General features: G+C 64.4%; 10 protein-coding genes and 1 tRNA gene. 7 read left to right on the forward strand and 4 right to left on the reverse strand.

Going from position 1 to position 14,700, the window contains the following annotated elements; all coding sequences use genetic code 11:
- Nucleotides 1–129 precede the first annotated feature (129 nt).
- Together BLT92_RS12195 and BLT92_RS12200 are read right to left on the reverse strand one after the other, a co-directional pair.
- Nucleotides 130–2,445, reverse strand: a complete 2,316-nt coding sequence (locus BLT92_RS12195) for an FAD/NAD(P)-binding protein (protein ID WP_092105955.1) — start codon at nt 2,443–2,445, stop codon at nt 130–132.
- Nucleotides 2,442–4,316 (reverse strand): LCP family glycopolymer transferase, encoded by a 1,875-nt coding sequence (locus BLT92_RS12200; protein WP_092105956.1) that lies wholly within the window; start codon nt 4,314–4,316, stop codon nt 2,442–2,444. Before BLT92_RS12200 ends, BLT92_RS12195 begins: the two co-directional genes overlap by 4 nt.
- A gap of 724 nt (nt 4,317–5,040) precedes the next feature.
- Here BLT92_RS12200 and BLT92_RS12205 point away from each other — a divergent pair.
- Nucleotides 5,041–5,129 (forward strand) — tRNA-Ser (locus BLT92_RS12205).
- 123 nt (nt 5,130–5,252) lie between these two features.
- On the opposite strand, the gene BLT92_RS12210 is transcribed toward BLT92_RS12205, so the two are convergent.
- Complete coding sequence (locus tag BLT92_RS12210; RefSeq protein ID WP_092105957.1) at nt 5,253–6,902, reverse strand: PucR family transcriptional regulator ligand-binding domain-containing protein; 1,650 nt, start codon at nt 6,900–6,902, stop codon at nt 5,253–5,255.
- 113 nt (nt 6,903–7,015) lie between these two features.
- On the opposite strand from BLT92_RS12210, the gene BLT92_RS12215 reads away from it, so the two are divergent.
- The 6 genes from BLT92_RS12215 to BLT92_RS12240 all read left to right on the forward strand — a co-directional run bounded on the left by BLT92_RS12215 (nt 7,016) and on the right by BLT92_RS12240 (nt 12,587).
- Nucleotides 7,016–8,500, forward strand: coding sequence for a CoA-acylating methylmalonate-semialdehyde dehydrogenase (locus tag BLT92_RS12215; RefSeq protein ID WP_092105958.1), 1,485 nt, complete (start codon nt 7,016–7,018; stop codon nt 8,498–8,500).
- A 114-nt stretch (nt 8,501–8,614) separates the two neighbouring features.
- A complete protein-coding gene (locus BLT92_RS12220; RefSeq protein WP_092105959.1) occupies nt 8,615–10,051 on the forward strand; it encodes an aspartate aminotransferase family protein in 1,437 nt (478 codons plus the stop codon).
- Nucleotides 10,052–10,278: 227 nt separating this feature from the next.
- Entirely contained in the window at nt 10,279–11,643 is a 1,365-nt protein-coding gene (locus BLT92_RS12225) for an inorganic phosphate transporter (RefSeq protein ID WP_092105960.1), read from the forward strand.
- Nucleotides 11,640–11,873 carry a hypothetical protein gene (locus BLT92_RS12230; RefSeq protein WP_092105961.1) on the forward strand — a complete coding sequence of 78 codons (234 nt, stop codon included), beginning with the start codon at nt 11,640–11,642 and terminating at the stop codon, nt 11,871–11,873. The genes BLT92_RS12225 and BLT92_RS12230 overlap by 4 nt, the downstream gene beginning before the upstream one ends.
- A 38-nt stretch (nt 11,874–11,911) precedes the next feature.
- Complete coding sequence (locus BLT92_RS12235) at nt 11,912–12,151, forward strand: hypothetical protein (RefSeq protein ID WP_092105962.1); 240 nt, start codon at nt 11,912–11,914, stop codon at nt 12,149–12,151.
- Nucleotides 12,152–12,185: 34 nt separating this feature from the next.
- Nucleotides 12,186–12,587 (forward strand): hypothetical protein, encoded by a 402-nt coding sequence (locus BLT92_RS12240; RefSeq protein WP_092105963.1) that lies wholly within the window; start codon nt 12,186–12,188, stop codon nt 12,585–12,587.
- 157 nt (nt 12,588–12,744) lie between these two features.
- Here BLT92_RS12240 and BLT92_RS12245 read toward each other — a convergent pair whose 3' ends face one another.
- Nucleotides 12,745–14,577 (reverse strand): phosphoenolpyruvate carboxykinase (GTP), encoded by a 1,833-nt coding sequence (locus BLT92_RS12245; protein ID WP_092105964.1) that lies wholly within the window; start codon nt 14,575–14,577, stop codon nt 12,745–12,747.
- Between the last annotated feature and the right edge of the window lie 123 nt (nt 14,578–14,700).

Genomic DNA, 14,700 nt, shown 5'->3' on the forward strand with positions numbered 1-14,700 from the left:
TCGCAGAAGCAGCTGGATCGAAGTTTCAGAGCTCGACTTCAAAGCAAAGCTCTGAAACTTCGATCGAGCTGTAAGTGACTCAGCGCTCCCGACCGCGCAGCATCGCGCCGCTGGGAGCCACCGCGAGCCTCAGATGAGGTCGAGGATCGCCGCTGCGGCGGCGTGGGAGTCGGCCAGTGTGGCGGCGTTCGTATTGGGGTTCGCCGCGATCGCCAGACCCCACTGGACCGAAGAGAGTTGGATGGACAGCGCGAATCGGCGGGGGTGCGCGGCGCCCTCGACATCGATCGTGCGGTAGGGCCGCGGCGTCAGCGCCAGGCCGTTGAGGAACTTCTCGCGACCATCGTCCAGGGTCAGGCGTGCGGGCGTGAGCTGGCCGCGTTCGACCATGCCGTGCACCAGCACATCAGCGGCCCGTGACACCGCATTCGTCGGTGAAGCCGCATCGATGACGACGCTTCCCGTGATTCCTCCGTCCACCTGCGCCGAGGTGACTGTGAAGATCTGCGGCAACGGATCCTTGCCCTCGTATGGGCTGCCCCCGCTCACGGGTGCGCTGCTCCCGCCCAACGGCGCCCCGCCCCCAGACGTTGCTGCGCTGCCCCCGTCCTTCGACGGGACTACGTCGGGATTCGCCTCGATGCGCATATCCGGGCCGATGAACTCGACAAGGCCGGCCTCGGCCAAGGCGAGGAGTTCGGCGATGCGCTGTGGGGGAGGTCCGTCGCAGAGGCCGGAGACGAAGCTTTCGAACCAGCCGCAGATCTCCATATCGATGCTGACCCGGTCGATGTGACCAGCGACGATGAGCTCTTTGAGCAAAAGTCGTGACTGCCAGAGCACGGTGAATAGCGACTTCTCGGCGCTGCCTTCGGGCCCGGCGAGGGAATCGTGGAGGTCGGTGCGGAGGAAGTCGAGCATCCATTCGTGCAGCGAATTCGACTCTCTGGGCCCGCGGCTGTCGAACTGGTGCCCCTCAAGAGGGTTGAGCAGTTCGTGCAGGGACATTCGGAAGGCAGGGTCAGGGACGAGGCTCTCCTCGATCTCCGACCACGCGAAGGCCTCACGGGTGACACGACCCTGGCGCGCGGCCTCGGCAGCAACGTCGCTGAATTCGCGCGACTCGGGGCGGGTCTCCTGCCAGGTGCGCCGGGTCAGGTGCCGGGACACAGCCTCGGCGATGGCTTCACGCAGCTGTCCTGGGTCCCCGGCGAAGGCATCGGGCCTGATCCGGGTCAGGGTGCTGTAGTAGGCGAGGCGCAGGTCGGCCAAGATGAGTGGCCACAGCTGGTCGTTGAATCGTGCGCCCGCCTTGCGTTCGCCGTCGAGGTCCTCGAGGCCGGCCAGAAGAGCGATGTTCTCCTTGGTGAAGTAGCGCAGAGGCCAGGGTGAGCGCGGGTGTGCCGGGCAGATGGGCTTGCTGCGGTAGGGCACGCCTCGGCGGGATCCGAGCAGCAGGCGCGGTTCCTCTCCGCTGCGCTTATAGAGCAGTTCGCCTGCGATATCGGGGTCCGGGTCGAATCGGCCCCCGCGTTCGTGAGTGAACAGGGTCTGCAGGTCGAAGTAGTTCAGGCCCATGCCACGGACGATGACACGGTTGCCGGGGGCCACCTCGGCGATGGGAGCTTCCGCCGGCAGACCTTGCGGGATGTAGCGCCCGCCGCTGCGCTGCGCGAAGGCCGCGAGCCGGGCACGCTCCTCGGTCTGGGCGCTGGGGATGTGGCCGACGGCGAGAACGACGGCGGAGGCGATGATGGCCGTTCCGTCTTCACACCGGACCAGCTGCGGTGGCACGGTCTCGTGATCTGTGGGCGTGTGCCCCAGCGGCTCGACCGGCGGGAGGTCGATGACTGATTCGACCTTCGTCGGGTGCTCGACGATCTCGATGAAGTCAGGCGCCGAGTCGCGGATGCGAGCATAGGCGTCGCGCAGATAACGGCCGTAGAGACTGCGGCTGGGAAACGTCGCATCGACGGGATCGGTTCCGCCCTCATCGCGATACCACTGCGCCATATCGGGTCCGAAATGCTTGGCCGCGGCATCGGTGCCGAGCCGGTCGGGTGCGTCGCTGGTACCGAGTCGGTCGGGTGCGTCGGAGTCGAGCTGGTCGGGGGAGAGGAAGGAGCAGCTGGAGTCGGGGAAGATCGTCTGCTCGGCGATCGTCGTGTTCATCAGCAGGGTCTCCGGCTGGTCCGTGCGCCAGACGATCCCCGCGCCGGGCGGATAGGGATCGATGAGGTGGACGGTGATGGCCGGTGGAGTGTCAGCACCGGCGCCGGTGGACCCTGCATCCGTGAAGCGTTCACCCGCGAAGTGTGCGAACGGGAAGCGTTCGGCGGCGAGGGCGACGAGCCTCTCGAGGACGGAGAGTCCGCGGGGCCCGGCGCCGATGATCGCGACTGAGTGGTCCTGCGCGTCACGACCGTCTGCGGCGGCTGCGCTCACTCCTCATCTCCGGCTCCCGGACCCGGGTAGCCGGGGAAGTCGTCGCCGGGCTCGTACCCCTTCGGGTAGCATTTGCCCTGAGCGTTGGGTTCACCCGGCTTGGTCGGCTCGGTGCTCTCCTGCCCGCCCTCGTCTGCAGGCTGTTCGCCGGCGGCCTCGTCCGCGGGCTCTTCCTCGGCGGCCGCGGAGTCCGTGGACGTTTCCGCGCTTGCGTCGTTGGTCGGCTTGGCAGTCTCCCCGCCATCGGATGCGCCCTTGACCTCACCTTCGATCCACTCGTGGAGCTTGTCGAAGTCGGGGTCGTAGGTGGGGGTGACATCGTTGTTGATCTGCACCGTCGTAATCTCACCCTTCTGCATGGCGAGAGCAAGTTCGATGAAGGCCGGAACCTCGTTCTGCGGAATCGAGGTGGCGATGTTCTTCGTCGCCGAGTTCGCGAGCTTGGGGTAGGCAGTGGCGAGCTCACGGGGGTCGATCTGGTCCAGGGTGGTTTTGATCATGCGCTGCTGGCGGCACATGCGGTCGTAGTTGTCGCTGCCCTCGCGGGAACGCACATACCAGAGTGCGTCCTTGCCCTTCAGCGTCTGCGGGCCCGGATCGACCCAGCCGTAGACCTCGTTCGATACACCTGACATGGACTTGCCGCCGCCCATCGGGATGGGGCGTTCGACGTCGATCTTCACTCCGCCGATGGCATCGACGACGTCTTCGAATCCGGCCATGTCGACTGATGCCCAGTAGTCGAGGTTGAGGCCCAGTGAGCCCTCCACCGCCTGCATCGTGGCGAACATTCCCGGTTCCAACCCGTGTGTGTCGCCGATCGAGTCCTTGTTCTGCTCGCCCCACTGCCAGACGGAGTTGATGAGGTCGACCGATGACTGTCCGGTGGGTCGGAATCCGTCCGGCCATCTCTTGTCCAGCTCGCTGCCTTCGGGGAAGATCGGGAACGCGAGGTTGCGCGGTACGGAGATTAGTGCAGCATTGCCCGTCTTCGTGTCGATCGAGGCGACGAGCATCGTGTCGGGACGCGTGCCCTCACGGTCATCACCATTGTCACGGCCCATCAGGAAGACATTGATGTAGGGCTTGTCGGCCCACAGGTCTTCAGCGGATTGGGCATGGCCCGTGCTGTCGCCGAACAGGCTCGAGACCGTGTCTCCCTGAACTTGGGCGTAGACCGACCCGACGCCGAAGGGGATGCCGATGATGAGTGCCAGAGAGACGACGAGCACGCCGGCCATCTTGTTCTGCCACGAGGCATAGCGGTGCCCCCTGCGCAGCCCGAAGTGGGAGACGATGATCACGAGGATCCAGATCACGCCGATGACGGCGAGGGCGATTGCGAGGAAGGTCAGCAGCGACGGGCTCGACACGACCGTGCCGAATGCGCGGACCGGTCCCTTGATGAGGACGTAGAGGAGGGCGATGACGAAAGTGAGGACGAATCCGCCGAGCAGGATGAAGCCCAGGGGCCGGAATCGTGTGCGCAGCAGACCGATGCCCGGAAGCAGGGTGCTCAGCGAAGTCCAGCCGACGAGGCTGGGGAATGCTTCTCCGACTCGTGACGAATGGCGTCGTGCGCGCGCGGTTTCGGCCGCGGCCGCAGTCTCGTCTACTCGGCGGTCTCTGCGCCTCGGTGTCGCGTCCGCATCGTCGGCGGAGCTCCCCGTCGATTCCCTCGCCGAGGCGGCGCCGCGGTCCCGTGTGCCCGCGGACTGGGCATGATCGCCGGAAGTCGGATTCGGTGTGCCGGAGTTCTGCTGTGGTGTGCCGGTCTTGTGCTCTGGGGTTTCGGAGGCTGCCGCCGCTCCTGCTGCGGAGGCTCCACTGGCTCCCGCGGAGACTCCGCTGGCGCCTGCGGCGCGAAGCATCCGTGCTTCGCGGCGAGTGCGCGGCGCTACCGGACGAGGCGTCGGTGCCTTCGACTGGTGCTGCGTGGAAGCCGGCTGCTGTGAATTCGACTGCCGTGCGTTGGAGGGAACCTGCGAGGTGGAGGACGGATGCTGCGAGGCGGGGGAATTCTGGGACTGGGGGGACGCCCGCTGAGACTTCGACTGCGAGTTCGCCGATGGGCGCAGCGAAGACGAACCATCATCACTGGCCGCGGAATCACCGCGGAACCGAGGACGAGAGGAAGCACGGAGACGGTGACCAGCAGGGCGAGAATTGGGGTCGTTCCCATTCGGCCCATGCTTGTCAGGGGGAATCTCTGGCAAGTTCTTAACTCCTCGTAGGTTACATCTCGTGCTGTGTGCTTTGCTCATCGCGCTGACCATCGGCGCGCATCACGAACGATGTCAGCGCAGGGGGCACCTCCGTAGCTTCGTTCCCGGACCTGTCAGAGAGCAAACCGCAGAGCACTTCGGAACGATTTTACGCCTGTAGATTGATGAATGCTGGAACTCGCGTGTACGCGAACAGAGGAATCGGGTCGCAAGCCCCGCTTTTCCAGTGATCCGACTCCAGCAATATTATGATCAAGGCCACTCTTGGCGTACACGCTTTGCTCTTCGCCGCTGGTTTCGCATAGGCTGTTCTTCGTAGTGGAAACTGCGGATTCGGCCCCTCCTCATCGAGGGGATCGAGTCGGTATATGGAGTCGTGGCTGAGCGGCCGAAAGCGTCACCCTGCTAAGGTGAAGTCCCTTGAACTGGGGACCGAGGGTTCAAATCCCTCCGACTCCGCGTTGTGATGTGTCGCGACATCGTTCATTCGATGTCGCGGCACATTTCTCATTTCTGCCCCGGGTCTGTCTCCCGTCATCGAGTTTTAACCCGTTTTAACTGGTGGCCTAGCCCGGTTCTCGCTCAGTCGTTCATGCGCCACCACAGCAGGGCAACGTGCAGAGCAGTGCGCGACTCAGCGTCGGCCAAAGAGACGCCGAGGCTGGACTCCAGTTTGGCGATGCGCGCGTAGAGCGCGGGCCGGGACAGGAACCCGGCCCGCGCCACCGCCGATTTGTTTCCTCCATGGGCCAGGAAGAGCTCGAGGAAATCGCGCATCTCCGTGTCGGCCGGTGTGCTGCCGAGCAGGGGTCCGAGCTCGCCTTCTGCGAAGGCGCGCAGTCGCGAATCGCTGCTGAGAACTGACAGCAGGCCCCGGAGCCTGACGTCGCCCGATCGGTAGAAGGGTCGCTCGCGCACCTCGAGGGTGGAAGCCACCTCGGCTACCTGTGCAGCGGAGTCCAGCCGGGCGACCGCGTCCAGCAGCGAGGTGGTGCTCCGGCCGATACCCACAGTCCAGATCGTCGAGTGCTCGACCTCCTCGGTGAGGAGGCGCTCGAGGGCCTGCGTCTCGTCTCGATTCCTGCTCAGCGCGAGGATGAGGCCGAATGAGCCCGACTGCAGACTTGTCGACAGGCAGGCCATGTGCTGGCGTGTCGCGGCGGAGACGAGCTCCGCGGTGAGTCCGCGCTCCCGCAGCTGGAGCCGAGTCGGATCAGCGGCCGGATCCCGGTCGAGTCTGACCACGACGGGCACCAGCGCGGCACCCTCCGGTGGGGCGAAGCCCAGTGAGCGGGCACGTGCCCGAGCGCGCTTCTCGTCGAGGTCATCGGTGTCTGCGATCTCCCTGACCAGGCCGCTCTGAGCCTGCAGCAGCAGATCCTGCTCGTCGCGATCAGCCATCCTCGTCAGCGTCAGCGCCTCGCCGGCCCGGTCGATGATCTGGTCGACCGGAATTCCGGATTCGGTGGGCCTGGGGACGACCAGTCGTCCCCATCGTCGGGCACGCAGACCCACGGGTGTCTGCTGCCATCTGCGCTCGCCGTCGGCGCTCAGAGCGGACACGAGATCCGACCAGTCCTGGATGATCGACTCGGACCCGCGCCCCGCGTGGGCGAGGACGCGGTGAGCGACGTCTTCGAGGACGACCGGGGCGGCGAGGAGTTCGGCAGTCCGGTCGACGATGGTCTGAACTTCGGCGCGCTCGAGGCTGAGCCGAGTGTAGGTCTCGTGGATCTCGCGGGCTCGCTCGAGCTGGGAGAGCTGCTGCGCGAGGAGCCTGCGGTGAGCGAGTTCCGTGATGCGCACGAACTTGATCCGATGACTCAACAGGATCACCGGCAGGTTCCGCCCCGCGGCGGCTCGACGCAGCACCTCGGCGGCTTCGAGGTCCGGTGCCGAGGCCTCGTCGACGAGTTCGACGATCGTACCGGAAGCGTCGACGCGTTCGAGCTGGTCGAAGAACTCTGCCATGGCTGCAGGCGACTCGCGAAAAGTGCGAGCCGTAGTGAGGACGAGCTCTCCGCCCTCGAGGAAGCGTTCGACCCGTTCGGAATCGGCGATGTGGACCCAGCGAATACCGTGGCCCAGCAGGTCATCTCCGGAGACGATCTCCGGTCCGCCGCTGCTGATCTCTTCGACCTCGAGGAGCTCGGCGACGGTCAGTGCAGCGACGGCCTGATCCGCTGCTCTCGTGTCATCGCCGTGTCGCTGAGTTCTCTCCTGTTCATCCATTTACACAGTGTAAAGGTCGGTAGAGAAATCCTGACAGTGTGAAGCTGTTGCGATTGCGCTGCTGAGAGCACACTGGTGTCAGCAGACAGACCGTCGACGATGAAGGATGAAATATGCCAACCGTTTCTCACTGGATCAACGGCCAGGACGTTCCCACCGATGCCGGGACCCGCCTCGGCGATATTATGAATCCCGCCACCGGGCGGGTCGCCGGGCAAGTCGCGCTGGCCTCACGCGCCACCGTCGAATCCGCGATCGCCTCCGCCGCCGAGGCGTTCCCCGCCTGGCGCGACACCTCCCTGTCCCGTCGGACCGCCATCCTGTTCAACTTCCGCGAGCTGCTCAACGCACGCAAGCAGGAGCTCGCGGAGATCATCACCGCCGAACACGGCAAGGTCGTCTCCGATGCACTCGGTGAAGTCGCACGCGGCCAGGAAGTTGTGGAATTCGCGTGCGGCATCGCACACCAGCTCAAGGGCGGCCACACTCAGAACGCTTCGACGAAGATCGACGTGCACTCACTGCGGCAGCCCGTGGGTGTCTCTGCGATCATCTCCCCGTTCAATTTCCCGGCTATGGTTCCGATGTGGTTCTTCCCCGTCGCTATCGCGACCGGAAACGCAGTCGTACTCAAACCATCGGAGAAGGACCCCTCGGCGGCGAACTGGATCGCCGAGCTGTGGAAGGAAGCCGGCCTGCCCGACGGAGTATTCAACGTCGTCCACGGCGACAAGGAGGCCGTCGACACCATCCTGGAAAGTCCCGAGGTCGCCTCGGTGTCCTTCGTCGGCTCGACCCCGATTGCGAAGTACGTCTACGAGAACGGAACGGCCACCGGCAAGCGCGTTCAGGCCCTCGGCGGAGCGAAGAACCACATGATGGTCCTGCCCGATGCGGACCTCGATCTCGCCGCGGACGCCGCCGTCAACGCCGGATACGGTGCAGCAGGGGAGCGGTGCATGGCGATCTCCGTGGTCGTCGCCGTCGAATCGATCGCCGATGAGCTCGTGGGCAAGATAGCCGAACGCACGCGCACCCTGCGCATCGGCGACGGCACCACGGAACCGGACATGGGACCGCTGGTCACCGAGGCCCACCGTGACAAGGTCGCCGGCTATATCGACGCCGGAGAGGAATCCGGTGCGACACTCGTCCTCGACGGACGGGAGCACGAGCACTCAGAAGGCTTCTTCCTCAACCCGACGCTGTTCGACCATGTCACACCCGACATGTCGATCTACACCGAGGAGATCTTCGGGCCCGTCCTCGCGGTCGTCCGGGTCCCGGGCTATGACGAGGGCATCGAACTCATCAACGCCAACCCCTACGGCAACGGCACAGCGATCTTCACCAACGACGGCGGCGCAGCACGACGCTACGAGAACGAGATCGAAGTCGGCATGATCGGCATCAACGTCCCCATCCCAGTGCCTGTCGGGTACTACTCCTTCGGCGGCTGGAAGAACTCGCTGTTCGGCGACACCCATGCCTACGGCGAGGAAGGAGTGCACTTCTTCACCCGGGGCAAGGTCGTGACCTCACGCTGGCTCGACCCCAGCCACGGCGGACTCAACCTCGGATTCCCCACCAACGACTGACCCACCTCGGCGCCTGACCCGCCTCGGCGGTGAGTGCACCGAACACCGCCTCGGTGGTGAGCGCACCGATCGCCGAGGCGGGCACCCACACTCGTTCACGAAAGCAGAACACTCATGACAACCATCAATACCACCATCGACGCTGTGACCGCTCCCGATGCCGAAGCCCGTGCGCATGACGAAAGCACGACCGCTGACGGTCGCACGATCACCGCGCAGCAGCTCAGTGCTGGGCGGCGGGCGCACGAACTCGACCGGGCACACGTGTTTCATTCCTGGCAGGCACAGGGGCCTTTCGACCCGATGACCGTGGTCGCGGCTGAGGGCCCATATATCTGGGACGGGGAGGGGCGGAAACTGCTCGATATGTCCTCGCAGCTGGTGAACGCGAACATCGGGCACCAGCACCCGAAGGTCGTCGCCGCAATCCAGGAACAGGCCGCATCGTTGTGCACGATTGCACCCCAGTACGTCAACGATGCCAGGTCCGAGGCGGCGCGGCTCATCGCCGAGCTCACGCCCGGGGATCTCGACCATGTGTTCTTCACCAACGGCGGTGCCGACGCCAACGAGCACGCGATCCGAATGGCGCGACTGCATACGGGGCGGACGAAGGTGCTCTCCGCCTATCGCAGCTACCATGGCGGAACCCAACTGGCTGTCAACGTCACCGGCGATCCGCGTCGGTTCGCCAACGACTATTCGGCCGAGGGCATCGTCCATTTCATGCCCGCCTATCAGTACCGCTCCTACTTCGGTGCGACAACTGAGGAAGAGGAAACCCAGCGAGCACTGCAGCATCTGGAAGACATGATCACTTTGGAAGGGCCGTCGAACATCGCCGCTCTCATCCTCGAAACCGTCCCCGGCACGGCGGGAATCTATGCGCCACCGGCCGGGTACCTCGAAGGAGTGCGGGAGTTGACTGCCCGTCATGGCATTGTCTTCATCGCCGATGAGGTGATGGCTGGTTTCGGGCGAACCGGTCGCTGGTTCGCCGTTGACCATTGGGACGTGCAGCCTGACCTCTTGACCTTCGCCAAGGGCGTGAACTCGGGATACGTGCCACTGGGCGGAGTCGCCATCTCCGACGCCATCTTCGAGACCTTCCGTGATCGCGTCTACCCGGGTGGGCTGACCTATTCCGGGCACCCGCTGGCGTGTGCCGCAGCGGTGGCGACAATCACCGCGATGGACGAGGAAGGCATGATCGACAACGCCGACAGGCTCGGGCGGGACGTCATCGGACCGGCCCTGGAAGAGATGGCGCAGCGTCATCCCTCGATCGGGGATGTTCGGGGCATGGGTTGCTTCTGGGCCATCGAACTGGTCAAGAATCGAGCCACACGGGAACCGCTGGCGGCGTATGGCGGCAGCTCTCCGGAGATGAACCGAGTGATTGCGGCGATGAAGGCAGGCGGCGTCCTACCTTTCGCGAACTTCAACCGGATCCATGTCGTCCCGCCGCTGAACACGCCCGATGCCGACGTTCGCTTCGGGCTCGAAGTGCTTGACGACGCACTGCGAATCGCCGACGAATACGTCAGCTGAGAACTGTCCCCCGTCGCCGGGCCGATTGTGAGCGTCGCAACATTCTCGGCCCGGTGGAGGAGAGTTCGGCCAGCTCAGAGATGAACGCAGAGTGACGTAAGTGGATTTGCGCGAAACAGCGGATGAAGAGTCGGGGAATTAGGCGGTAGACTCTCTGCTGATTGAGGTCGCTGCTCGCCAGCTGCATCATCCACGGTCCGAATTGTGTCTACGTTCAAGGTCGCTTAGTGGAAATCATCTTCGTCGTTGTGCTGGTCATTGTGCTGGCACTGTTCTTTGACTTCACCAATGGCTTTCACGACACGGCCAACGCCATGGCGACTCCGATCGCCACAGGAGCGATCAAGCCCAAGACGGCGGTCACGCTGGCAGCGCTGCTCAACCTCGTCGGTGCGTTCCTCTCCACCGAGGTGGCGAAGACTATCTCCGGGGGCATCATCAAAGAAGGCGATGGGGGAGTCCAGATCACTCCGGACTTCATTCTCGCCGGCCTCATCGGTGCGATCATCTGGAACATGGCGACGTGGCGCTTCGGCCTGCCATCGTCCTCCTCACACGCACTGTTCGGCGGACTGATCGGTGCCGCGATCGTCGGCGCCGGCCTCAACTCCGTCGACTTCGGCGTCTTCTTGTCCAAAGTGCTCCTGCCCGCAATTGCGGCTCCGATCATCGCGGGTGTGGGTGCCTACCTGTGCACTCGCCTGGCCTACTCGATCACACGACGCAATGGTGAAGGAAAGACCGCTCACCGGGCACCATTCAAGTACGGGCAGATCTTCAGCTCCTCTCTCGTTGCTCTGGCTCACGGCACCAACGATGCGCAGAAGACCATGGGCGTCATCACGCTCGTGCTCGTGTCCGCGAATCTGCAGGATCACGGAACCGGCCCTCATATCTGGGTGATCACCGCCTGCGCGCTGGCGATCGCCCTGGGAACGTATGTCGGCGGATGGCGAATCATCGATACCCTCGGCACGAAGCTCACCACCGTCAAGCCTGCTCAGGGCCTGGCCGCCGAGACGTCGACTGCCGCCGCCATCCTCGCCTCTTCCCACCTGGGCTTCGCCCTGTCGACGACGCAGGTGGCCTCCGGCTCGGTGCTCGGCTCGGGAATGGGGCGCAAGGGCGCCGATGTCCAGTGGTCCACCGCCGGACGCATCGCCTCGGGCTGGCTGCTGACCATTCCGGCCGCCGGAGCAGTCGGCGGCATCGCAGCCGGCATCGCCCACCTCGGCACCATCGGGGTTGTCATCGACACGATCATTGCAGTCATCGCCGTCCTCTGGATCTTCCTGAGCTCGCTCAAGGCCAAGCAGACGGACCTCTCGAACTTCGACACCGTCGGCGAAGCCGTCGGTATCCGCGGCCGCAAGCGCAAGATTCGCAAGGATCGCAACCGGCGGCGGGCGGCAATGAAGCGTGCCGCCCGGGCCGAAGCCCGAGACCAGAAAGCTGCCGACAAGGCGGACGCGAAGTCCGGTGGCAGCTCCGATGCTGATGCTGGGTCCGACGCCGATTCCAGCGCTGTGCGAACCCAACCGGTGGAGACAGATGCCGACGAGACACGTACAGACAAGGGAGATTCGAAATGATCGAGTGGAGCTCATTCCTCATCGTTGCGATCGCGACCTGGGTGTCAGCGGTCGTCGTCATCACGCTCTTCTCCACCGCTGTGCGGATGCGGGCAGTTCACGTCGACCTGGCAGCCGAAGGGCAGAACAAGCCTCTGCTCAAGGTGGGCTACTGGGCTGTCTTCGGTGTCTGCAGCATCGCGGTGCTCGTCGGCGTCTACCTGATCGTTCCGGCCCTGCATGGCGCCTGAGGCCCCAGCCTCGCTGAAGGCCGACATACACTCGAAACGTGAGTAAGTCGCAATCTGGTTCCGAGCTCTCCCCGGAGCTCCTGAGTGACATCGCCAAGGCGAACCAGAAACGTCTTGACCACTGGACGGAGGAGCTGGAGCGGAACGGTCATGTGGTGCTGCGAACCAGTTTCCTCAAACCTTTCGGCCTGGCCGTGACCTCATGGATATTCGTCGTTGGTCTCGTGACGATGTTCACCGTCACCCCGCTGGCCCTATGGAACCCCCCTATCAGATGAATTCGGTGGATGGGAGAAGTTCTTCTACGGCTCGGTGCTTTTCGTCGGGCTGATTCTCTGGTCCCTCGGCGCCGTGATGTGGACGTTCTTCTTCCCCCTGGTGCGACCGCGACTGATTGTGTCGATGTGGGGCATCCACACAGTCAGGTCGAAGCCAGGCGGACGATTCACGCTGTTCAAAGCTGCGTGGTCAGACATCGCCCGCATCGGTGGAATCCGCAGATCGACCAATTGGCCGTTTCCGCCACTAGTGCGCGTGACGATCATCGCGGGAGGAGAAAGCGTGGAGCGGAAGACACTGCTCCGATCGCGCGGAAAGCCCGAGACGGTCACTGGCACTGTGAGCAGATATCTGCGGGGGCGGCCGCGCGACGTGCTGGCGTTTCTTGTCCAAGTACGGGCGAAGGTCGGTGAGGAGCGCGCCAGGGGCCTCTAGCGGAGAAGACGACAAGCCCGGGCGAGCATCCTCGGCATCAGGATGCCCAGGTGCAGATTACGGTCACACACGAAAATCCCCCAACCACCTCGGCGATGGTTGGGGGATTCTCAGTGCGGCTCAAAGGCTCACTCAGAGTCTCAACGACTCAGTGCCTTCAGGCGAGACCCAGACGGCTGCGCAGGTTATCGACCTCTGCGCGCAGTTCGGCTGGAACCGAATCGCCGAGCTGCTCGTACCATTCGTCGATGAGTCCGAGTTCGGTCTCCCATTCCTCGGGCTTGATCTCGAGCGCCTTGCGCAGCTCCTCGTCGGTGAAGTCGAGTCCCTCGGTGTCCAGACCGCCCTCGACGGGGGTCAGTCCGAGTGGGCTCTCGGCGGCATCGGCGGTGCCGGCCACACGCTCGAAGACCCACTTGAGGACGCGTGAGTTCTCGGAGAATCCTGGCCAAATGATCGAGTTGTTCTCGTCGCGGCGGAACCAGTTGACGTAGAAGATCTTCGGCAGCTGGGCACCTTCGGTCTTGCCGATGTCGAGCCAGTGCTGCAGGTAGTCACCGACGTTGTAGCCGATGAACGGACGCATGGCCATGGGGTCGCGACGCACGACGCCGACGGCTCCGGTGGCGGCAGCGGTGGTCTCCGAGGAGAGCACCGAGCCCATGAACACTCCGTGGTTCCAGTCCTTGGTCTCGGTCACGAGCGGCATCGTGGTCTTGCGGCGTCCGCCGAAGAGGATCGCCGAGATCGGCACACCGTTCGGGTTGGTCCACTCGGGGGCCAGGGTCGGTACGTTCGCGATCGGGGTGCAGAAGCGCGAGTTCGGGTGAGCGGCTGGAGTCTCGGAGTCCGGAGTCCAGTCGTTGCCGCGCCAGTCGGTGAGGTGGGCCGGCTTCTCGTCCGTCTTGCCTTCCCACCACACGTCGCCATCGTCGGTCAGGGCGACGTTGGTGAAGATGTTTCCGCCGGCTTCGATGGCGCGCATTGCGGTCGGGTTGGTGGAGTAGCCGGTGCCCGGCGCGACACCGAAGAGACCGAACTCAGGGTTGACGGCGTAGAGCTGACCGTCGTCGCCGAAGCGCATCCACGCGATGTCGTCGCCCAGGGTCTCGGCCTTCCAGCCGGGGATGGTGGGCTCGATCATGGCGAGGTTGGTCTTGCCGCAGGCCGAGGGGAATGCGGCGGCGATGTACTTGACCTCGCCCTCCGGGCTCGTCAGCTTGAGGATGAGCATGTGCTCGGCCAGCCAGCCCTCATCACGGGCGATCGACGAGGCGATGCGCAGCGCGTAGCACTTCTTGCCCAGCAGGGCGTTGCCGCCGTAGCCGGAGCCGAAGGACCAGATGGAGCGCTCTTCGGGGAAGTGGGTGATGTATTTGGTGGGGTTGCATGGCCAGGGGACGTCCGTCTGCCCTGCTTCGAGCGGAGCGCCGACGGAGTGCACGCACTCGACGAAGGTGCCGCCGTTGGCCACGATCGCGTCGAGGGCGTTCTTGCCCGAACGCGCCATGACGAGCATGGAGAGCACGACGTAGGGGGAGTCGGTGACCTCGATGCCGAACATCGGCTGGTCCGCCTCAGCATGTCCCATGACGAAGGGGATGACGTACATGGTGCGACCGCGCATCGAACCGGTGAAGAGTGGTTCGAGGGTCTCCTTCATCTCGTCAGGGGCCATCCAGTTGTTGAGCGCGCCGGCGTCCTTCTCCTCGACGGAGCAGATGTAGGTGCGACCCTCCACACGGGCGACGTCCTCGGGGTCGGAGGCCGCGTAGAATGAGTCCTTGGTGCCGGTCAGGCGAACGATCGTGCCGGCTTCGACGAGCTGGTCGGCGATGGTGGCCTTCTGCTCATCAGAACCATCGACCCAGACGATATCGTCTGGAGTGGTGAGGGTGGCGACCCTGCTGACGAACGAGAGCACCGACTCGCTATCGGTCGGTGCGTTCTTCAGCTGGTCAGCGACGACATCATGGTCGAGGACAGTCATGAGTGGTCTCCTGGTCAATCGGGATTACGGGGTTCCGCCTGGCGGGTGGTACATCTCCACCGTAGGACTCGAACGGCGCGGAAAATCCCGGTTTTGAGTCATCGGAAGATGTGCATTGGATCA

Origin of the sequence: Brevibacterium picturae, assembly GCF_900105045.1 — a bacterium.
Taxonomy (GTDB): Bacteria; Actinomycetota; Actinomycetes; order Actinomycetales; family Brevibacteriaceae; genus Brevibacterium; species Brevibacterium picturae.